Origin of the sequence: Paenibacillus phyllosphaerae (genome assembly GCF_014192105.1) — a bacterium.
In the GTDB taxonomy this organism is placed as follows: domain Bacteria; phylum Bacillota; class Bacilli; order Paenibacillales; family Paenibacillaceae; genus Paenibacillus_Z; species Paenibacillus_Z phyllosphaerae.
On sequence record NZ_JACHXK010000011.1, the window covers coordinates 187,208 to 207,660 of the forward strand.

Annotated in this window: 16 protein-coding genes and 14 tRNA genes; 8 read left to right on the top strand and 22 right to left on the bottom strand. The window is 53.5% G+C overall.

What is annotated here, in order from left to right:
• The first annotated feature begins 466 nt into the window (after nucleotides 1-466).
• Nucleotides 467-877: a hypothetical protein gene (locus FHS18_RS21610; protein WP_183602455.1), complete on the top strand. Its 411-nt coding sequence runs from the start codon at nucleotides 467-469 to the stop codon at nucleotides 875-877.
• 58 nt (nucleotides 878-935) lie between these two features.
• On the opposite strand, the gene FHS18_RS21615 is transcribed toward FHS18_RS21610, so the two are convergent.
• Nucleotides 936-1,715, bottom strand: a complete 780-nt coding sequence (locus FHS18_RS21615; RefSeq protein WP_183602456.1) for a hypothetical protein — start codon at nucleotides 1,713-1,715, stop codon at nucleotides 936-938.
• A gap of 193 nt (nucleotides 1,716-1,908) precedes the next feature.
• On the bottom strand, nucleotides 1,909-2,331 hold the full coding sequence (locus FHS18_RS21620; RefSeq protein ID WP_183602457.1) for a Fur family transcriptional regulator: 423 nt from the start codon (nucleotides 2,329-2,331) through the stop codon (nucleotides 1,909-1,911).
• 204 nt (nucleotides 2,332-2,535) lie between these two features.
• Between FHS18_RS21620 and FHS18_RS21625 the strand changes: the two genes are divergently transcribed.
• Nucleotides 2,536-3,990 carry a catalase gene (locus tag FHS18_RS21625; RefSeq protein WP_183602458.1) on the top strand — a complete coding sequence of 485 codons (1,455 nt, stop codon included), beginning with the start codon at nucleotides 2,536-2,538 and terminating at the stop codon, nucleotides 3,988-3,990.
• 138 nt (nucleotides 3,991-4,128) lie between these two features.
• On the opposite strand, the gene FHS18_RS21630 is transcribed toward FHS18_RS21625, so the two are convergent.
• From FHS18_RS21630 to deoR, 4 genes are all read right to left on the bottom strand, one after another.
• Nucleotides 4,129-4,716 carry a TetR/AcrR family transcriptional regulator gene (locus tag FHS18_RS21630; protein WP_183602459.1) on the bottom strand — a complete coding sequence of 196 codons (588 nt, stop codon included), beginning with the start codon at nucleotides 4,714-4,716 and terminating at the stop codon, nucleotides 4,129-4,131.
• A gap of 54 nt (nucleotides 4,717-4,770) precedes the next feature.
• On the bottom strand, nucleotides 4,771-6,240 hold the full coding sequence (locus tag FHS18_RS21635) for an MDR family MFS transporter (RefSeq protein ID WP_183602460.1): 1,470 nt from the start codon (nucleotides 6,238-6,240) through the stop codon (nucleotides 4,771-4,773).
• A 642-nt stretch (nucleotides 6,241-6,882) separates the two neighbouring features.
• Nucleotides 6,883-7,575 (bottom strand): deoxyribose-phosphate aldolase, encoded by a 693-nt coding sequence (gene deoC / locus FHS18_RS21640; RefSeq protein ID WP_183602461.1) that lies wholly within the window; start codon nucleotides 7,573-7,575, stop codon nucleotides 6,883-6,885.
• A gap of 35 nt (nucleotides 7,576-7,610) precedes the next feature.
• On the bottom strand, nucleotides 7,611-8,570 hold the full coding sequence (gene deoR, locus FHS18_RS21645) for a DNA-binding transcriptional repressor DeoR (protein WP_183602462.1): 960 nt from the start codon (nucleotides 8,568-8,570) through the stop codon (nucleotides 7,611-7,613).
• Nucleotides 8,571-8,859: 289 nt separating this feature from the next.
• Between deoR and FHS18_RS21650 the strand changes: the two genes are divergently transcribed.
• From FHS18_RS21650 to FHS18_RS21675, 6 genes are all read left to right on the top strand, one after another.
• Complete coding sequence (locus FHS18_RS21650; protein WP_183602463.1) at nucleotides 8,860-10,101, top strand: MFS transporter; 1,242 nt, start codon at nucleotides 8,860-8,862, stop codon at nucleotides 10,099-10,101.
• 254 nt (nucleotides 10,102-10,355) lie between these two features.
• Complete coding sequence (locus tag FHS18_RS21655; protein WP_183602464.1) at nucleotides 10,356-10,964, top strand: MerR family transcriptional regulator; 609 nt, start codon at nucleotides 10,356-10,358, stop codon at nucleotides 10,962-10,964.
• 162 nt (nucleotides 10,965-11,126) lie between these two features.
• Nucleotides 11,127-13,187, top strand: a complete 2,061-nt coding sequence (locus FHS18_RS21660) for a methyl-accepting chemotaxis protein (RefSeq protein ID WP_183602465.1) — start codon at nucleotides 11,127-11,129, stop codon at nucleotides 13,185-13,187.
• Nucleotides 13,188-13,371: 184 nt separating this feature from the next.
• Nucleotides 13,372-14,883 (top strand): arabinan endo-1,5-alpha-L-arabinosidase AbnB, encoded by a 1,512-nt coding sequence (gene abnB, locus FHS18_RS21665; RefSeq protein WP_183602466.1) that lies wholly within the window; start codon nucleotides 13,372-13,374, stop codon nucleotides 14,881-14,883.
• A 232-nt stretch (nucleotides 14,884-15,115) separates the two neighbouring features.
• Nucleotides 15,116-16,264, top strand: a complete 1,149-nt coding sequence (locus tag FHS18_RS21670) for a glycerate kinase family protein (RefSeq protein ID WP_183602467.1) — start codon at nucleotides 15,116-15,118, stop codon at nucleotides 16,262-16,264.
• A 176-nt stretch (nucleotides 16,265-16,440) separates the two neighbouring features.
• The gene (locus FHS18_RS21675; RefSeq protein WP_183602468.1) at nucleotides 16,441-17,238 is read left to right on the top strand and encodes a hypothetical protein; all 798 of its coding nucleotides are present in this window, start codon (nucleotides 16,441-16,443) and stop codon (nucleotides 17,236-17,238) included.
• A 64-nt stretch (nucleotides 17,239-17,302) separates the two neighbouring features.
• Here the strand turns inward: FHS18_RS21675 and FHS18_RS21680 are convergent, their stop codons facing one another.
• From FHS18_RS21680 to FHS18_RS21755, 16 genes are all read right to left on the bottom strand, one after another.
• The gene (locus tag FHS18_RS21680) at nucleotides 17,303-17,911 is read right to left on the bottom strand and encodes a hypothetical protein (protein WP_183602469.1); all 609 of its coding nucleotides are present in this window, start codon (nucleotides 17,909-17,911) and stop codon (nucleotides 17,303-17,305) included.
• Nucleotides 17,908-18,795 (bottom strand): hypothetical protein, encoded by an 888-nt coding sequence (locus FHS18_RS21685; RefSeq protein WP_183602470.1) that lies wholly within the window; start codon nucleotides 18,793-18,795, stop codon nucleotides 17,908-17,910. Before FHS18_RS21685 ends, FHS18_RS21680 begins: the two co-directional genes overlap by 4 nt.
• Nucleotides 18,796-19,058: 263 nt before the next feature.
• Nucleotides 19,059-19,129: transfer RNA gene (locus FHS18_RS21690), tRNA-Gly, on the bottom strand.
• 15 nt (nucleotides 19,130-19,144) lie between these two features.
• Nucleotides 19,145-19,221: transfer RNA gene (locus FHS18_RS21695), tRNA-Pro, on the bottom strand.
• Between the two features lie 10 nt (nucleotides 19,222-19,231).
• Nucleotides 19,232-19,308 (bottom strand) — tRNA-Arg (locus FHS18_RS21700).
• Between the two features lie 7 nt (nucleotides 19,309-19,315).
• Nucleotides 19,316-19,390 (bottom strand) — tRNA-Gly (locus FHS18_RS21705).
• A gap of 4 nt (nucleotides 19,391-19,394) precedes the next feature.
• Nucleotides 19,395-19,477: transfer RNA gene (locus FHS18_RS21710), tRNA-Leu, on the bottom strand.
• Nucleotides 19,478-19,511: 34 nt separating this feature from the next.
• A tRNA-Lys gene (locus FHS18_RS21715) sits at nucleotides 19,512-19,584 on the bottom strand.
• 8 nt (nucleotides 19,585-19,592) lie between these two features.
• Nucleotides 19,593-19,668: transfer RNA gene (locus tag FHS18_RS21720), tRNA-Thr, on the bottom strand.
• 13 nt (nucleotides 19,669-19,681) lie between these two features.
• Nucleotides 19,682-19,758 (bottom strand) — tRNA-Asp (locus FHS18_RS21725).
• 12 nt (nucleotides 19,759-19,770) lie between these two features.
• A tRNA-Met gene (locus tag FHS18_RS21730) sits at nucleotides 19,771-19,847 on the bottom strand.
• Between the two features lie 18 nt (nucleotides 19,848-19,865).
• A tRNA-Val gene (locus tag FHS18_RS21735) sits at nucleotides 19,866-19,941 on the bottom strand.
• Nucleotides 19,942-19,948: 7 nt separating this feature from the next.
• Nucleotides 19,949-20,025, bottom strand: a tRNA-Met gene (locus tag FHS18_RS21740).
• Between the two features lie 9 nt (nucleotides 20,026-20,034).
• A tRNA-Glu gene (locus FHS18_RS21745) sits at nucleotides 20,035-20,109 on the bottom strand.
• Nucleotides 20,110-20,121: 12 nt separating this feature from the next.
• Nucleotides 20,122-20,197, bottom strand: a tRNA-Ala gene (locus FHS18_RS21750).
• A 12-nt stretch (nucleotides 20,198-20,209) separates the two neighbouring features.
• Nucleotides 20,210-20,286, bottom strand: a tRNA-Ile gene (locus FHS18_RS21755).
• Between the last annotated feature and the right edge of the window lie 167 nt (nucleotides 20,287-20,453).

Sequence of the window (20,453 nt, forward strand, 5' to 3'; positions counted from 1 at the left end):
CTTCCTATGAAGCATCAGCACGAATCCCCTTCGGCCATCCGGCTGAAGGGGATATTTTTCGTCCAACAAATCCCTTTCGTTGTGTCGCCCTGTCACATTCGCTTTTCGCGGTGAATATGCTATAATGGTTTTGTAAGCGCTTTACTTTTATCGTCTACCGATAGGTTTGCGGAGCTTTTCGGATTAGTGCGACTTTTGTGAACCTGTTGCCGCTACTTAAGAATGGTTCAAGAAACAGATGAATCAACGGGAGCAATAAGCCGAACAAGCGTAGATTTCATTGGATGTTTAGATGGCGTTCATGTTGGTTTAATAATTGGAGGCTATGATGAGGATAGTTAAACCACATGAAATCCGAACGCTTACGAACGCGATCGGCCAGTCACCGACGCCCGTTGCCCCGATCTCTCACACTCGATGCGTAATCAGACGCATACATAAACGTCAAAGTAGGTGCAATTACGATATGATCAATTCCAAGCGCATGTTTATGATTGCCGCGTTATCAGCAGCGATTTCGCTCGGCGGGCTGATGCCTGACCGTGCCAGCGCAAGCCCCCTTCCCGTCAAGGCGAAGGAAGCCGGTCTGCAATCCAGCGTGCCAAGCGAAGCGGAAGAAACGTTGTTCGTCCGCGTGCTCGGCGCCGATTCTGCGGAAGAAGTGAAGGATGCGCTCTATAACGGCAGCTCGCTCGCGGACATTGCCAGCAGCAACAGCGCAGATATCGATCAGCTGATTCAGCTGCAAGTCGCCCAGCTGGCGCTCCAATTGCAGGAGCGGCTGCAAGCGGGAAGCATCAGCCAAGCGCAATTCGAAGCGCAGCTCGCCGAGCTCCATGAGATCGTGGCAAGCAGCGTATTCGCGCAATACGCGTAATGATGGACTTATTCGAATAGGGGAAGAGCAGCGCCTTGGGGCGCTGCTCTTCTTTATTTTATCGCCAGGCATGCCGTTCACGTGAAAGCCGCGCGGCCGCCAGACCCGACAGCCATAACGCTAGCGAGCAAGCCACAAGCATAAAGGGCAAATCCCACCAGACATGCACTTTAATGATTCCTATATGCTTAAGGGTCAGGCTTACGCTCAAGACGAACGCCATGGCGAGAATGAATTTGATTTTCGGGTAAGTGTTCCGAAGCATAAGCACCAGAGTGAAGAACAGGCTGACCGACAAATAATAGACCGCGGCGAAGGCCGTCGTATCATGCGCCGGATCCGCGAACCATCCTACATGATAGCTGCGCGTCTGCAGAATCATGAATCCCAGGACTTGAAAGTTGCTCGTAATCGTGCCGATGATGAAAAAGAGCAGCACAGCCTTACGAAAGCCCTTGAGCGGATTCTTCAGCCATCGGCTCCAACATTTGGCGATCAGATAATAGGTGGGCAGGCCTAATGAGGTATAGCCGATATGCCACCAATTATGGCGGTAGATGCCGAGCTCGACGAATAGCCATTCGATGCCTGCGAACAAGAGTACGCACAGCGCGATTGTCCCCCAGCCTAGCCGATACATGGCGATCATGACGGCCGACACCGGCAGCGACAGGAAATTGGAGGCGATCGCCCCCAGATTGCTATCGAAATACGGCTGCTTCGGCATGATTTTGGGGTAATACTGATAGCTGCCTAATAAGATATAAATGATGAACTCGATCAAATAGCCGTAACCGACCATGATTAGGTACAGCACGAATACGTTCCAGTCTCTCAAGTGAAAGAACATCGTTGCTAAAGTGATTACGCTTACGAACGCTAACCCTAGATACCACCAGGAATTGTCATGCAATTGCAATTGGGATCACCCCGCCCCGCCTAAGTCTGCATCCATCAGTATGGGGCATCCCGCTGAAACTATTCGTGAATCTTCATTCATTGAGTAGCCATTCAGGTGCAGATCCCAATCGCTACGCAGTCAAACAAGCCTTGCATGTGCCATAAAACTCCACGCGCACAAAATCAACTTCGAATTGTTCGTCCGTCTTGATCATCGTATTGAGCTTCTCCGCCTCTTTCACATCGACATCATAAATTCCGCCGCACACTTTGCAATTGAAATGCGCATGCTCGTCCTCGGTCAATTCAAAATGGCTGGAGCGGTCGCCATACGTTAATTCATTTACGATCCCCTGATCCTTCAGAAGCTTAAGCGTGCTGTATACCGTCGTCTGGCTGACATAAGGAAACTTCTTGGCCATGAGCGAATAGACTTGCTCTGCGGTAGGATGTGACAATTGATAGAGCAGCGCAATAACCTCGACCCGTTGGGGAGTGAGACGAAGCCCCTTCGCTCTTAGCTGTTCGAGAACGGATTCCATGTCCTGATGCATGTTTATCGCCTCCCCTTTCCTATTATCATTTTATAGGATATACATGTATGAAATCAATATTAATTTATAATTATTATAAAAAAGTATTGACTATAATAACCCTCATCCCGTAAATTAAGTGCATGACAAGTGAAATTCATTCTCAGCAGGATGTACAACCCTGCTGCTTACTACGTAATCACGAGATGATGAGGAGAGGTATATATGACAAGACTGACAACCGGACAAGGCGTCCCGATCGGCGACAACCAGAACTCCAGAACAGCCGGCCAGCGCGGACCAACGCTGCTGGAAGATTATCAACTGCTCGAGAAGCTCGCGCATTTTGACCGGGAGCGTACTCCTGAGCGCGTCGTACATGCCCGTGGCGCCGGCGCGCATGGCGTATTCAAATTAACTACCAGCATGAAGCGCTACACCAAAGCTGCTTTCCTCCAGGAAGAGGGCACCGAGACGCCGGTATTCGTCCGTTTCTCGACCGTTATCCACGGCTTGCATTCGCCGGAGACGCTTCGCGACCCGCGCGGCTTTGCCATAAAATTTTATACAACGGAAGGCAACTACGATTTTGTCGGCAATAATCTGCCGGTCTTCTTTATCCGCGACGCGATGAAATTCCCGGACATGGTCCACTCCTTGAAGCCGGACCCGCGCAATAATCTGCAGACGGCCGACCGTTATTGGGACTTCATGTCGCTGACGCCGGAATCGACGAACATGCTCGTGCATCTGTTCTCGGACGAAGGCATCCCGGCGAACTACCGCGAGATGCGCGGATCAGGCGTTCATGCGTTCAAATGGATCAACGCGCACGGCAACACGGTCTACACGAAGATGCGCTGGGTGCCCAAGCAAGGCGTCAGAAATCTGTCCGGTGACGAAGCGTCGGCGATTCAGGCGCACGACTTCAACCATGCGAGCCGTGACCTCTACGAAGCGATCGAGCGCGGCGACTATCCGGAGTGGGATCTGTACGTGCAAGTTCTCGATCCGGCTGACATGGATAACTTCGATTTTGACCCGCTTGACCCGACGAAAGATTGGTTCGAGGATGTCATCCCGTATCAGCTGGTCGGCACGATGACGCTGAACCGCAACCCTGAGAACGTATTCGCTGAGACGGAACAAGTCGGCTTCAACCCGGGCGTTGTCGTACCGGGCATCGAACCTTCGGAAGACAAGCTGCTTCAAGGCCGCCTCTTCTCCTACTCGGATACGCAGCGTTACCGGATCGGTACGAACTACCTGCAGCTGCCAATCAACTGCCCGTTCGCACAGGTTGCCAACAACCAGCGCGACGGCGCGATGGCATTCAAGCAGCAGTCGCATCACATTAATTATGAACCGAACCGTTATCAGGATACGCCGAAGCAAGATCCGGCGTACCAAGAAGCGCCTACCCCGCTTCAAGGGCAGGCAGGCCGCCAGAAGATCGCCAAGACGAACGATTTTGGCCAAGCCGGCGAAGTATTCAACCGTTACTCCGATTCCGAGAAGGAAGCGCTCATCCGCAACTTGGCGGGTGATCTGTCCTCGGTGGCTGAACGCACGAAGCTATTGGCCATCTGCAATTTCTTCCGCGCTGACGCCGTGCTTGGCCAGAAGCTGGCAGACGCGCTGGGTATGGATATCTCGGCTTATACGAAACACCTTGTCTAACCTTATTTGCCGTCATAACGTCTTATGTACGATTAGATTCATCGACTAAAAACTTAACTCGACCCTTCAAACCAAAAGAGGCTTCCTGCTCGTCACCGCGATGACGAGCGGAAGCCTCTTTTGGTCGGTTAGTCTACACTACGATACGAACAGCGGTGCAATGAAGGTCTGCGTATATTGCTTGGCAATCTCTTCGGCGGTATAGCCTTTCTCATCCCAGTAGAAGAGCAGCTCTGGAGTAATGGAGGCCGTAATTAGGCTTGCCGCGAACGGCGGGTCAAGCGCAATGAGCTCACCGCGGCCACTGGCCTCCTCGAGCAGCTGCAGGATGTTCGAATAGAGAAACTTGAAGGGCGGCGCTTCGAATACATTCTCCCGCACATCCTTCAGCTTGCAGGAGCGGAACACTTCCTTCATCCATTCGATATCCCGGTGGGCAAAGAGAATCTGCCTCGTCATGAACCGAGATAACCGTTCTCGGACAGGCAGATCGCTACTCTCCTCCAAGTCCTGCTTCATCTCCGCCATCAGTTGATCGAACTTCGCCTTCATCAGCGCCATGCACAGGTTACCTTTGTTCGGGTAACGCCGGTATAGCGTAGCTTGCCCGACCCCAGCCGCTTTGGCAACCTGATGCATGCTGACTGCCTCCACGCCGAGCTCGGAAAACAATGCCTGGGCCTGCTTGAGAATCTCGGCGCCATGTTCATCGTTACCGTCCGCCATAGCGTTTCACTTCCCTTTATGCGTGAATGATTCCTCTACGTGTAGAAAGGCCGTCTAGACGGCCTTCTTCACTTCTTCTTTCGGAGCTTCGGTACGTTTAATGAATACGCCGAGAATCAGCGCAAGGACCGAAATAACCAGGGCAATGACGAAAGCGTCATTCATGCCGGCAACCAGACCTTGCACAACTTCAGCCGGATTGGACGGATCCTTCGAACCGGCGATGTAGTCTTTGGTGCCCGAAGACATGATACTGATGAACAAGGCCGTACCGATGGCGCCCGCCACTTGCTGCAGCGTGTTCATGATCGCCGTACCGTGCGGATACAACTGGCGCGGCAATTGGTTCAGCGCCGTTGTTTGCGCAGGCATCATGACAAGCGAAATCCCGACCAACAGCACGATATGTACTGCGATGACGTGACCGCTGCCCCAATCCGCCGTCAGGCCGGAGAACAGCCATGTCGCGATCGTAATGAGCACGAGACCCGGGATAACGAGCACTTTAGGACCGAATTTATCGAACAGCTTACCTGCAACAGGCGCCATGATACCGTTGACGATACCGCCTGGCATCAGCGTCAGACCGGCTTTGAACGCCGTCATCAGCAATACGCTTTGCAAGAAGATCGGCATGATGATCATCGTCGAGAACATCGTCATCATCATGACCAGCATCAGAACCGTAACAAGCGAGAACATCGGATATTTGAATGCGCGAAGATCCAGGATCGGCTCCTTCACGACGAGCTGGCGCCAGATGAACAGAATAAGACCGACAATCCCCGCCGTCAGCGTCCAGTATACCTCCGGATCGCCCCAGCCGATCTCGCCGGATTTACTGAAGCTGTATACAATGCCGCCGAAGCCGATCGTCGAGAGCAGAATCGAGATGATATCCACTTTTGGCTTCGTCAGATCGGAGACGTTCTTCAAATAGGCGAAAGCGAAAATAACCGAAAAAGCGGCCAGCGGAATAACCGCATAGAACAACCAGCGCCAATCCAGCTGATCGATAAGCAAACCAGCCAGCGTCGGGCCGATCGCAGGACCGAACATAATAACAAGACCGATCATGCCCATCGCGCCGCCGCGGCTCTCTGGCGGGTAGATCGCAAGAATCGTGTTCATCATAACCGGCAGCATAAGTCCCGTGCCGATGGCTTGAATAACACGGCCGACGAGGAGCACTTCGAACGAAGGCGTCACGCCGCATATGATGGTACCGACCAGGAATAAAATCATTGCCGACAAAAACATTTGCCTTGTTGTAAACCACTGTTGCAGCAAGGCCGTTACAGGGACCAGAATCCCGATTACGAGCATGTAAGCCGTCGACAGCCACTGGATCGTAGCCGCGGTCACATTAAATTCGATCATCAGATCTGGGAACGCGATGTTAAGCAGCGTCTCGTTAAGAATCGCCACGAATGCGCCAATGATCAGCGCGGCAACAATCGGCCCTCTCTTAATTTTACTCAAATCCAAGGATGAAGCGTTTGTCTCTACAGTACCGGCATTCAAGCTAGTTCCTCCTTATTTGTACCGACTCCCCCTGCGGACAACTGTCCGCAAGCGTCAATATAAGAGCGGACAGTTGTCCGCTAACAATGACTTTAGCAGAGCCCGCGCTATATTGTCAAAACAATCTTGTGTAAAGCGATAGCAAAGTATGCGCGGGCGGTCCTCCTTTACCCTCCTTTGGAAGGGACTCGCGGGCTCGCCGCCCTCGGACTCCCGCTATTGGAAGATTAGGGCTCCGCCCCTATGAACCCCTTTGTTTATCCTCCCCCTTCCCCCTCCATTGGAGGGGAACCAGAGGGCCCCGGCCCTCTGGACGCCCGGAATTAGCGTGGCTCGTTACGCGGCCGTCTTCGATAAATTGTTCGGCGTTGACCCGCTTTTGTCGTGGTGGATCGGACTTGACGTCCAACCCGCCGCGACAAAGCTCCCGTTCGAGCTTCGTTCGTTACTGTGGTGCCTTGGGGGAGCAGACCTCTACAACGTGCATAGTACCTTTATACGTGCTGACTCTCGCTTGACGTCCACTCCGTGGACACGCTTTACGTTTCTTGGGGCGCCCACTTTGTGGACCCCCTTTAAAAAACAAAAAAGCCTGCTGCTTGGGGCAGCGGCTTTCTTGTTGCTTGGCTTCGCAAGCTTAGATTAATAACCTTCGCCTTGCAGGCCTTGTACGATCGCTACGCTGGCGCTGGCTCCGATCCGCGTTGCGCCCGCTTCGATGAGCGCGCGCACGGTCTCAAGGTTGCGAACGCCTCCCGAGGCTTTGACGCCGAGATTCGGGCCGACGGTTTTGCGCATCAACGCGATATCTTCGACCGTTGCGCCGCCTGGGCCGAAGCCCGTGGACGTTTTGACGAAGTCCGCGCCGCCCGCTACGCACAGCTCGCAAGCTTTGACTTTCTCTTCGTCTGTCAGAAGGCCTGTCTCGAGGATGACTTTCAGGGAAGCAACGCCTTTGCAAGCCGCCGCGACTTCGGCAATATCCCGCTCCGCTTCAGCATACATGCCGGACTTCAAGGCGCCCACATTCAGCACCATATCGATTTCGGTTGCGCCAGCGGCAATCGCGTCGCGCGCCTCCAACACTTTCGACAGCGTCGAAGTCGCTCCCAGCGGGAAGCCTACTACCGTCGTAATCCCAACGCCGGTGCCCTGCAGGGCAGCTGCCGCCGTTGCGACCCAGAACGGATTTACGCACACCGTTGCGAACTGGTACGCTTTTGCTTCTTCGCACAGCGCCAGCACCATCTCTTTCGTGCTCTCCGGCTTCAGCACGGTATGGTCAAAATAGGCAGCCAATTCGGCTGCGGTCAAGTTTTGGGCATTCGTCGTCATTCTCTAATCGCTCCTTCATTCCATCGCACGCCGCCTTAAGCACGCACGTTGTCTAACAAGTATTTGGCGGTGAACGAATCCGTAATCAGCACATTCGTGTAACGCCCGCTTAGCGCGCCGCGGATGCCATCGATTTTCTTGCTGCCGCCGGCAACAAGAATCGACTGCTCCTTCTTGCGCAGCTCCTCCAGATCGATCCCGATCGTCCGCTCGCTCAGCTCGGCCGAGCACAGCTTGCCCTCCACGTCGATATAGCGCGAGCAAATATCGCCCGCTCCCTTCGCATAGATCAGCTTCAGATCCTCCTGCGAGAAATAATTCGCCTTAATGAGCACTGAATCATCCGTAGGCGCACCTACCGTCACCACCGCGATATTCGATTGCTTGCCTAATTCCAAGATACCGCGGATATGGCGGTCGGCCTCGATCGCCTTCTTCACGACCGCGTGATCGACAATCGCCGGCAGCGGGATAAAATACGGAATCGTATGAAATGCCTTACCGAATAGATGCACGATCTCATGGGCATACGTACTCGTCTCCGAATGGCTGACCCCGCCGTTCAATTGCACGACCTTCACATCCTTCAGATGTTTGCCGGGCAGATTGAGCGCCACTTCGTACAGCGTCGTCCCCCAAGTCGTCGCGATGATGTCGCCATCCTTGACGGTATCGCCGAGATATTTGGCCGCCGCTTCGCCAAGATATTTCTTGACGACTATGTCTTCATACTGGGGCACGGATACGACGACCGCCTTCTTCAGCCCGTACTTATGCTCCAGCTCGGCAGCCAGCACGCCGCTGCTCTCACGCGGGTCGTTAATCGTGATCTGGACATAGCCCTCATCCTTGGCTTGCTGAAGGAACCGCGACACGGTCGGCCGCGAAACGCCGAACAGCTTGGCTATCTCCTGCTGGCTATAGTCCAACTGATAGTACATTCTAGCTGCATCGATCATTTTGGCTAACTTCTCTTCCGAACGTTCCTCAGACATCGGCAACCGCCCTCTAATCATAGCATTTAAATTAAAATTATGTGAATTGGATAATGAACATTATTTCACCCTCTATTCTATCCAAGATTCACCAGCAAAGCAAACTGTTTTTCCGAATATTCCGCTAATTAACGCTATTCTCGATCCTGCTCATTACAAAGTTGCATAATAATTTCATGCATAAGTCTGACCTCAGTTCATCCATTATCCGTTATAATGAAATAATTCATCCGTATATATGTTACTTTATTACATATTTTTACATTACTTTTAGATATGAGGAATGTTTATGAATCTGCTCGCCAAATACCCCAAGGAAGTCCGCGTCTTCCTTGGCGCAAGCCTTATCAACTCCACCGGCAGTTCGCTCATGTGGCCTCTCATCGCGATGTTCGTCTTCGATGAACTGGGACGCAGCATGCAGGCGGCAGGACTCGTCATCCTTATTCACTCGCTGGGCGGAATATCCGGCCAGCTGCTGGGCGGCGCCTTGTACCATCGCATTGGCGTCAAGACGCTGATCGTCGGCGCGCTCGGCATGAACGCGCTTGGTCTATTCCTGCTGCCGGCCGCCAGTGAATCCTGGCCGATGTTCATGATCATGATGGCCTTGATCGGACTGTTCAACTCGCTCTCCATGCCAGCCATTCAAGCTTTCATCGGGTTTCGGTTCCCGGAGCGCCGGGGCGAGCTGTTCAACGTCATCTATGTCTGGAACAATATCGGCGTCGCGCTTGGCACCGCGTTAAGCGGTTTCCTGGCCGATGTATCCTACACGCTCAGCTTCGTGCTGAACGGCGTGTCCGCCGGTACTTTCGCGATCTTCTTCTTTTTCTATCTCGGCAAAGTGGAGAATGAGAACGACGGCAATTCGGCGGCAGTGGCCAAAACCGTTGCAGCCGAGAAAATCAGTACCTGGATGCTGATCCGGAACATTCGGATCTACCTGTTCATGTCGATCGCGGTCCTGCTGCTCAACATCGGCAACTCGATCTGGAACACGGGCGTGTCGCCTTACATCATCGCCGAGGATCTGCCCAAACGCATGTATGGCTTCCTATGGACGCTGAACGGCATTCTGATCTTCGTCGCACAGCCGCTGATCAGCCTCATTAAGCGATATTCGGCGAAGACCATCACCGCGCAAATGACGGCCAGCGCGATTTTCTACATGGCCGGTTATGCCTGCATTCTGACGATGCATAACTACCCGGGCATGGTGCTCGGGATGATTCTCGCGACGTTTGGCGAAATGCTGATCGCCCCTGCCATGCCGGCATTCCTATCCGAACATGCCGGTAAAGCGACGCCTTTCTACCTCGGGCTCTCCGGGGGAATCGGTTCGGCGGGACGGGTCATCGGCCCCTATGTGATGGGGACGATGTACGATGGCGGCGGCCTTACGCCGGTTGCATGGTTGGCCGTGCTCACCGCGCTCGTATCCGTCGGCTTCTTCGTCATCCATGGGATCGCCATATCCCGGATGAACCGCGCAGCCCCGCTTCACGCGCCTGCTTATCAGGAAGCATAGATCTAGCAATCAAGCCCTATCTCCGCATGAACCCAAGCTGGACTAGCTTGCATCCTGCGAATAGGGCTTTTTTCACTTTTCACGCCTGATCCGGACAAAGCCCGACTGAAACTGCCACCGCCTACGCGCGAAAACGCTCATTTTTGCGTATAACCACTTCTTTTAGCGATTGCCCACTACCTTTGTCTACCGTGCAGGAAGCCGCTTACAGGGAGCGAATTAGTGAGACAAAGACGTTGAATGAGGTGATCGGTATGGAAATGTTGAAGACCAGAGAAGTGTCCGTACAGCTAGGTGTCAGCCAAACGACGATCAGGCGCTGGATTACGCTTCTTCCTTCTGCGCCTAAGCGCGACAGCCTGGGCGGCTACCTCTTCACAGCAGCGGATATGGACCATTTGCGCACCATTCAGACGCAGATCGAAGCCGGTAAGCTATTGAGCGAAATTACCCTTTCCCCCAATGCTGGTCCGTTGCCTATAGCTCCTCCATCCGCTCCATCGTCCGAAGCGCCGTCTTCACCCGATCCGAGCAGCATGGATGAGATTGCTGTGCTTGAACTCGCCGTGACCGGCGCGGGAACGATGACGAACAGTCTGGCTGCCGAGACCGATCAATTGCTATCCCGGATGGAACGGCTGGAATATGCCCTCGCGCAAAAAGCCGACGATATCGTGTCGATCCAGCTGCTGCAGCACCGCAAGGAACTCGAGGATATCCGGCAGACCGTCAGCCAGTTGGCCGCCAGCATCGAGCAGCTTCAGCTCCCTTTGCAGATGGCCGCCGCGGCGCGGGAGAAATCGCCTGTCCCTGCGCCCAAACAGCAGAAGCGCAGACGCAATATTTTTCGCCTCTTATTCTAAAATCAGATGCCCGGCAGCCTTCGTGAAGCTCACGCTTCGGAGGCTGCTTTTTTCTATTCCCGCTTCCATCGTTTTACTGACGAGCGATTATTAACACGGTGTCGGCTACTGTCGATAAACTACCTATCAACCTAGATCCTTAAACTAAGACGGAGGTACCGTATGAATACGAAGCGTTTCGGCAGACCGAACTTCCGCGGCTTGTTTGCGAAGATATTGCTGGCATCCGCGGCTTGCATGATTATTCCGATGCTCATCGCGCTCTGGTATGCAAGCAACACCTCGAGCAAGGCGCTAGAAAGCGAATCGAAGGAATCGATGAGCAACATCGTTTCCGAGAAAATTTTACAGATGGATATGGCGTTCCGCACGCTGACGGATACGACTCAATCGATCGCGAGCAATCCGATGGTCAGTCATTTGATGACCGAGTATGTAACGACAGGTTCCTTAAGTGCCGGCAGCGCAGAGGCGCTCAGAAGCTACTTGAACGACATTCTGACACAATCCGATGGCTTATACGAGAACATTTTCCTGAACTATAACGGTAAAATGGCCATCGATGCCGTCGGTACGCCAACGAATACGGATATCGGACAAATGCCGGATGAGGTCGTGCAAGCGCTCAAGAATGGCCCGCTGCTAAGCGAAGCGATGGCCTCGCCGGTATCTGGAAGACCTACGATGGCGCACATGACTAAAGTGGATATGGATACGCCCGACGACATGCCTGTCGCAGTAGGGGTTTCCATTGAACTTAGCCATCTGTCGGCCAATATCGTGAAGACGACGCAAGCCGGCAATATCAAGACGTTCATGATTAGTTCGGCTGGAATGGTCATCGCTTCCGAGAACGCCGATCTCGTCTTAAATCTGAACTTGCAAGAAGCCGAAGGCGATATGCCCGCATTCTTCGCGGAAGTGCTCGCCAATCAGAACGGCATCGGCTACTACACCGTGGACGGCGTGAAGCAGATCGCCGCGTATGCGAAGTCGTCCGAGCAAGGCATGTATATCGTTTCGTTCAAACCGGTCGACGAGTACATGCAGAGCGTGACGGATCTGAAACAAGGCCTCATCGGCGTAATCGTCGGCAGCATTATTATCTTCGTCGGTCTCCTGGCTCTCTTGGCTTATCGCATCACGACGCCGATCAAGGTAGCGACCGAGCGTCTGGAAGTCATCGCAAGCGGCGATTTCTCCCATCCGATACCGGCCAAATTCATGCAGGCCAAAGACGAGACAGGCTCGCTGATGCGTTCCATGAATACCATGCAGACGTCGGTAAGCACGACCATCCGTACGATTATGGAGGAGTCCGATAAGCTTGGAGCTTCCGTGACCAATGTGGACAGCCATCTGTCGGAATTGAACCATCAGATCGAGGACGTTTCCGGCACGACGGAACAAATGGCAGCGGCGATGCAAGAGACCGCGGCTTCTACGGAGGAAATGAGCCATTCGTCCACGGCAATCAAGCAGTCGGTCGATACGATGTCGACCAAAGCGAAGCAGGGCGCGGATATCTCCAGATCGGTCAGCCAACGTGCCGAAAGTCTGCGTGAAACGGCGGTCGCTTCGTCGGAGCGCGCTACGCAGATGGGGGTTCAGATGCGTGCCAGCCTCGGCAATGCCATCGAGCAGTCGAAGGCGGTGGAGCAAATTCAAGTACTCGCCAGCTCTATCCTGGAGATCACGTCCCAGACGAATCTTCTTGCGCTCAATGCCAATATCGAAGCAGCGCGTGCCGGTGAAGCCGGCAGAGGTTTCGCCGTCGTTGCGGACGAGATCCGCAAGCTTGCTGAAGTATCGGGTCAATCCGCGAACAAAATTCGCGACGTTGTCCAAGTCGTGACCTCCTCGGTACAGAACTTGAAGAGCAACTCGGAAGGCATGCTCGAGTTCATCGATCAGACGGTCATCAAAGACTACAACGCCATGGTACAGACCGGCGAGCAATATTATAAGGATGCGGAGTTCTACGAGAATCTGCTGACCGATTTCAATGCGACGGCCCATGAGCTGAGCACGGCGGTACAGAGCATGGTCCAGACGATCAATGAGATTTCGATCGCGAACAATGAGTCGGCCGACGGCACCGGAGCGATATCCGATAAGGCCTCCACGGCACTCGGAAGCTCGAACATGGTCATGAAGATTGCCGGAGAAACGAAGGACAGCGCGGAGCAGTTGAAGAAGACGATCGCGAACTTCAAAATTTAACCTTTTTGCTAACGATAAGGCATGAATCCTCAGGGGTCATGCCTTTTTCGTGCTGTTTTGCGTAGGATATAGGTGGACAACGTCAATATCTTAAATAAAAGTATTAATATATTCACAAAAACACTATTGACTCTTACGGAAATTTTGCCGACAATGAAAGGGTATACATAAGGGAGGTCTATAGATGAAAACCAAAACGATCGCGCTTGCGCTCTTGACGGCTGTTTTTCTAAGCGCTTGCAGCAATAATACACCTGCTAAGGAAGAATCGAATACGAACAACGCCGCTTCGAGCGAGCAAGGCACCGACGATACAGCCGCAACGAATGAAGGGCAAGCCGAGCCCGTGTTCCAAAATGTTTCGGTCCATGATCCGTCCGTCGTGAAAGTCGACGATACGTATTATGTGTTCGGCTCTCATCTAGCTTCCGCCAAGTCGAACGATTTGATGTCGTGGGAGCAAATTTCGTCCGGCGTCATGGACGGCAATGTCCTCATTCCGAATGTAACGGAAGAGTTGGCCGAGACCTTCGCCTGGGCGGAGACCGATACGCTGTGGGCAGCCGACGTCATTCAACTCGAAGACGGCAAATTCTATATGTACTATAATGCGTGCAAAGGCGACTCGCCCCGTTCGGCATTAGGCGTGGCCGTCGCTGACAATATTGAAGGCCCGTACAAAGATCTCGGCATTATTCTAAAATCCGGCATGTGGGGCGAACAAGGCGCGGACGGCACAATCTATGATGCGACGATTCATCCGAATGTCGTCGATCCGGATACCTTTTTCGACAAGGACGGCAATCTGTGGATGGTGTACGGCTCCTACTCGGGCGGAATCTTCATTCTGAAGATGGATCCGAAGACCGGCATGCCTTATCCCGATCAAGGCTACGGCAAGAAGCTGCTCGGCGGCAACCATAGCCGGATCGAAGGGCCGTACATGCTGTACAATCCGCAGACCGACTATTACTACCTGTTCCTCTCCTATGGAGGCCTGACGGCAGACGGCGCTTATAACATGCGGGTTGCGCGCTCCAAGAACCCGGACGGTCCTTTCGTTGACTCGGAAGGCAAGGATCTGATTGACGCGATGGGCGCATACGGCACGACATTCGATGATGCCTCCTATGCACCATATGGGGCGAAACTGATGGGCAACTTTGAATTCACGAACGTGGAAGGCGAGCCCGCGGGCGGCGGCAACGGTTACGTATCGCCTGGCCACAACTCGGCGTACTATGATGAAGAAGAAGGCAAGTATTATCTCATCTTCCACACACGCTTCCCTTACCGCGGCGAGGAGCACGAGGTGCGCGTGCACCAAATGTTCTTCAACGAGGACGGCTGGCCGGTTGTCGCTCCTCACCGTTATGGAGGCGAGACGATCGGAACCTACGAAGCGAAGGATATCACCGGGGATTACAAATACGTCAACCATAACAAAGAGATTACCGCGGACATCCAGCAATCTGCGCTGATCACGCTAGCTGAGGACGGCACCGTCTCCGGCGCTGTCACCGGCACATGGAAGTTAACGGATGAGCATACAGCCGAGCTCGTCATCGATGGCAGCACCTACACCGGCGTATTCCTCCGCGAATACGACGAAGGCACGCTCAGCTATGTGATAACCTTCACGGCCATGTCAGCTGAGGGAATCTCAATCTGGGGCAGCCACGTTGCCGCGGAATAACGTACGGGGAAACAAACAAGCGGTATGGAGCATCGGCTCTGTACCGCTTGTTTTATTTTCGTTTGGCTGATCGTTGCGAATGCGGCCGTTTGCCCACCGCCATGCTCCTCACCACCACTTGCCCACTCCAACCACCGTCATCTTCCCTCCTCCGTCATCTCCCTTTCCCCTGTCATGCTCTCCCTCTCCTCCTGATATAATAAAAGCATTCTGGACGAGAGGTGCTGTGCGTATGAAAGTTGTAGTTGCCCCGGATTCTTTCAAAGGCAGTCTGTCCGCTATAGATGCCGCCAAAGCCATCGCGCTTGGATTACGCCGAGCTGCACCAGATGTGCTTGTTGCGGAGGTTCCTCTTGCCGACGGCGGCGAAGGTACGCTCGAATGCCTGCTGAATGCGACGGGCGGGACCCGAGTTCCGTGCGAGGTACAAGATCCGCTCGGTCGTTCCATAACCGCTGCCTATGGCCGAATCCATGAAGATAGCATGGACGGTCCCGTAGCCGTCATTGAGATGGCACAAGCCTCAGGTCTTGGCCTGATACCCGAGGCGCTGCGCAATCCTCTAATTACGACTACCTATGGTACGGGCCAACTCATCCGCCAAGCGCTGGACGACGGGTGCCGCCGCTTTATTCTAGCCCTAGGCGGGAGCGCCACGAACGACGGCGGTGCGGGCATGCTGCAAGCGCTCGGCATTCGGCTCGTGAATCGCAATGGCGAATCAGTTGGCTATGGAGGAGGTCAATTGGGTGAAATCGCGGCGATCCATACGGATGAATGGGATTCGCGGATTGCCCAATCCGAATTTTTGATCGCAAGTGATGTGCTTAATCCGCTGCTCGGCCCTCAAGGCGCTTCGCATGTCTACGGTCCGCAGAAAGGCGCATCTCCGGAGATCGTCGACCAGCTGGAACGACATATGACGATCTGGGCGGATATCGTCGCCAGCACAACGAACGTCCGGCTGCATGGGCTCCCCGGTGCAGGTGCTGCAGGCGGCTTATGCGGAGCGTTCCTCGCCTTCTTCCCGGCCACCATTCGACCCGGGATCGATGTCGTGACGGAGTATGCCGGGCTGGAACGACAGCTGGCGGATGCCGATCTCCTCCTCACGGGCGAGGGTAGGCTCGACAGCCAAACCGCATCAGGCAAGGCGCTACTAGGAATCGTACAGATCGCGAAGCGACACAATGTCCCTGCCCTCGCGCTTGCCGGTTCCGTGAGCGGAGACCTCTCTCTTCTATATGAGGCGGGCCTCACCAGCGCATTCAGTATCGTCAACGGTCCGATGACGCTGGAGGAAGCCATGCAGCAGACCGGCGATCTATTAGCCGACGCAGCTGAGCAAGCTTTCCGTACATTTGTGGCTCGCCGATCCTAGTCCAAGGAGCAGACGTAAGCTAAACCAGATTGCCGCACCATTCAGGGAACACTCAGCGTATCTTCATGCTTTGCTTAGGTTCATCTCATTTTCGCTTAAGGAACGGGGTTCATAATAAGTCTTGTCAGCAGGACAACACACGACAACCAACAACCCCACTTTAGGAGGAAATGAATATGAACAAATATGTGAAAACGATCGGCATGACAGCAGCACTGGCGGTTATGGTTCCACTGAGCGCATTTGCGGCGACAAGCACAACTACAACGACGGACGCAACAAGCACGACCGCACAGGTACAGCAGGCCGACCAAGGAATGAAGCCCGGCGATCGCGGTGGACGCGGCGGGTTCGGCGGCCAACAATTCATCTCGGACTCCGTCCTAACGCTGCTTAATCTTGACCGTGACGCGCTCAATGAGAAACTTGCAGCCGGCAGCACGCTCGCTGAGATCGCAACCGCGCAAGGCGTAACGGAAGAAGCCCTGAAATCTGCTCTGGCCGCGGCATTCCAAGAGCGCCAGACCAAAGAAAAGGAACAGTTTGACGCGAATCTCGATACGCTCATCAACAGCGAACAGCCGCTGAAAGGCGACCAGGGCCACGGTTTTGGCATGGGCCATCAGCTGAGCACGATTGCTACGGCTCTGAATCTGACCGAAGATGAGCTAAGAACGCAGCTGGAATCCGGTACGACGATCGCGGCTATCGCTGAGGCGCAAGGAATTAGCACCGATACGCTGATCAGCACGCTGGAAGCAGCCATTACGGCACAGATCGACCAAGCCGTCACCGACGGTAAACTGACGGAAGAACAGGCAACGGCACAGAAGGAGAAAGTCGCTGAGCAGGCTGAAAAGCTCGTGAGCGGTGAATTCGCCCTCAAAGGTGGCGGCATGGGTCACGGCGGCAAAGGCGGTCCTAGAGCCGACGAAACTTCCACAACAGACAGCACAACTACGGACAACGCATAATCACAACAGTCTCTTCTCTCTCACCATGACGAAAAGGGCTCCCAGCGCAGGGGAGCCCTTTTCGTCATGAGTGGAAGTTATCTTCATTCGTGCTCTTCGCAGCCTCTTCTGTGTGGATTCCTCTCCCACTCGCGATGTGGAAGAAGTATATGATCACGACCACTTCCAGAATGAATGCAAAAAACGTAAACACAGCAAGCAACGGCCCAACCCCGTGGTGATTCATCGCAAAAGGCAACGCAATCAGCATCCCGCCATTCACCACGATATAGAAAAGCTGGAGCGCCATAATCGTATCCCGCCTTTCGGGCACCGCTGGCTGGCCCTTGAGAACCCCGCCACCTGCCAACATCAACAGCAGATAGACGAGCACGAGATGGGCGAAAATCGCGATGAGGAGACATACAACGCCTATATCCGGAACAAGCTGTTCGGTTTCGTTTATTCCTTGTTGACCATTTTCGATAAACCACATGACATAGGACATTCCGCCTGCTAGGATTGTCAACGCAACAAAAGGCCCTTGCCATCTCGTATCTTGAGTTAATGCGCTTACCCCAATAACGAGGAGTACATATCCGATGACATCCCACACGAGATCGATCCCATTGATTCGAATATCAACCAACAGGATCGCCAACGCCCAGGCGATCTTCTTCCATGCCGGTATCATTGGCCATCACCCGCCTTCCCCGATAACAGCCGAAGATCCTCTTCCCCCGGGTTAACCGGTGAATCGATCACGAAGCCAGTCTGAAAGGCATGACCGCTAATCGTCTTTCCGATCAACTGAGGAGCCAGTCGGTAGTAAAATCTAGCCTCCACGCTTGCCAGTTCTGGGAATTCGAACGCATACTTGAGCGTAATAACAGCACCTTTCGGTACCTCAACCGGTCCCTGAAAATCGGCAAACGACAGTTCCCGTTCCACCGTACGCCCTTCACTTGATGAAGAGATAGACAACTTAAGCTTTAACGCTTCAACCGCAGGGCTCTTCATTCCCGCACAAAGTTCCGTGATGGTAAAAGCCTCATCGGCCGTTGATCGGATTACACCCTGTCCATCACTTGTACTCATACTGGAGAGTGACGTTAAAGGGCTCTCTTCCTGCGGCAGTGATGACACAACCTTGTCTGGCACCAGCGAAATTCGCCCGATCGCCAAGCTTGCCGCTGTCCCATCTTCGTAATAAGTTTTTAATTCGGTGATAGTTCTGCCTGACTCACGCAATGCCCTAACCTGATCGTCTTCCAGATAAATCATCATATGTTTTAACTGCTGGTAAGTAAAATCACTGTAAGTCCGTGGGAGATCCTGTATTCGTACCGGGCCGTATTCGGGGACCTCCAAGGTGGCCCAGGAGATTCGCTTCCCGCCCTGATTATTCTCCAAAAAATAAAAATCTAATAGCTGTGCACCTGTACCATTTAGTTCGGTGTATTGGGGAATGAATAGCGGTGATTCCAACTGATGTTCCAGATACTCAGCCCGATTCCACGTATAACTGACTGTACAAGCAACCACGATCAGGAACAGCGGCCACAAACGCTTGATCATTGGCAACCCCCTTTAGTTCATCTTTACCCCACCTTCGCTATCCCCTCACGCTGTGGCCCAACCATCGCGTACGATCGAGCATCGCCTGGTGGAATCGTGTCGCCTCTCGTCTCGGAGTGCCTTCGCCAATATCTATATATGCTATTGACGCAAATCACGCCCAAATGTTTCCAGATAATTATTGTTAAGAAACCAATAACCTTTAATGAACGCAAAAAAGCCTTTATCCGTAATGGATAAAGGCTTAGCATTATATGATAAAAAGCGGGTGATGGGAATCGAACCCACGCTATCAGCTTGGAAGGCTGGAGTTCTACCATTGAACTACACCCGCAGCTGATGATAAAAATGGTCGGGATGACACGATTTGAACATGCGACCCCCTGGTCCCAAACCAGGTGCTCTACCAAGCTGAGCTACATCCCGAGATAAAAAATGGCGCGCCCTAAGAGATTCGAACTCCTGACCTTTTGATTCGTAGTCAAACGCTCTATCCAGCTGAGCTAAGGGCGCATAATTATGGAGCGGAAGACGGGAATCGAACCCGCGACCCTCGCCTTGGCAAGGCGATGCTCTACCGCTGAGCCACTTCCGCATATTGGTGCGCGTAGAGGGACTTGAACCCCCACGGTCGCCCGCCAGATCCTAAGTCTGGTGCGTCTGCCAATTCCGCCATACGCGCGCGATACATATGATCTTACAAGCATTTGAAGAAGTGAGCCATGTAGGACTCGAACCTACGACACCCTGATTAAAAGTCAGGTGCTCTACCAACTGAGCTAATGGCTCATGAAACATGGTGCCGCCGAGAGGACTTGAACCCCCAACCTACTGATTACAAGTCAGTTGCTCTACCAGTTGAGCTACAGCGGCAAGTTTGAAAAAATGGCGGAGCCGACGGGATTCGAACCCGCGGTCTCCTGCGTGACAGGCAGGCATGTTAGGCCTCTACACCACGGCTCCGCGATAAAAATTTGGTTGCGGGGGCAGGATTTGAACCTGCGGCCTTCGGGTTATGAGCCCGACGAGCTACCGGGCTGCTCCACCCCGCGTCAATTGTAAAACTATTATGGTGGAGGCTGACGGGATCGAACCGCCGACCCTCTGCTTGTAAGGCAGATGCTCTCCCAGCTGAGCTAAGCCTCCATATATGTGGTAGCGGCGAAGGGACTCGAACCCCCGACCCTCCGGGTATGAACCGAATGCTCTAGCCAGCTGAGCTACACCGCCACATGAAAATGGTGACCCGTAGGGGATTCGAACCCCTGTTACCTCCGTGAAAGGGAGGTGTCTTAACCCCTTGACCAACGGGCCTTGATATTGAAATGGTGGAGCCAAGCGGGATCGAACCGCTGACCTCCTGCTTGCAAGGCAGGCGCTCTCCCAGCTGAGCTATGGCCCCGAATGAAGGGAATGGTTGGCCTTAGTGGACTCGAACCACCGACCTCACCCTTATCAGGGGTGCGCTCTAACCAGCTGAGCTAAAGGCCAATAAAAAAAATCACGCACAGGTGAGTGATTTTTAATTAAATCAAATCGCACCTTCAAAACTGGATATGAAACTCTTCACCTTTAGCTAGGTTCATTTTAGGATAAGCCCTCGACCGATTAGTATTCGTCAGCTGCATGCATTGCTGCACTTCCACCTCGAACCTATC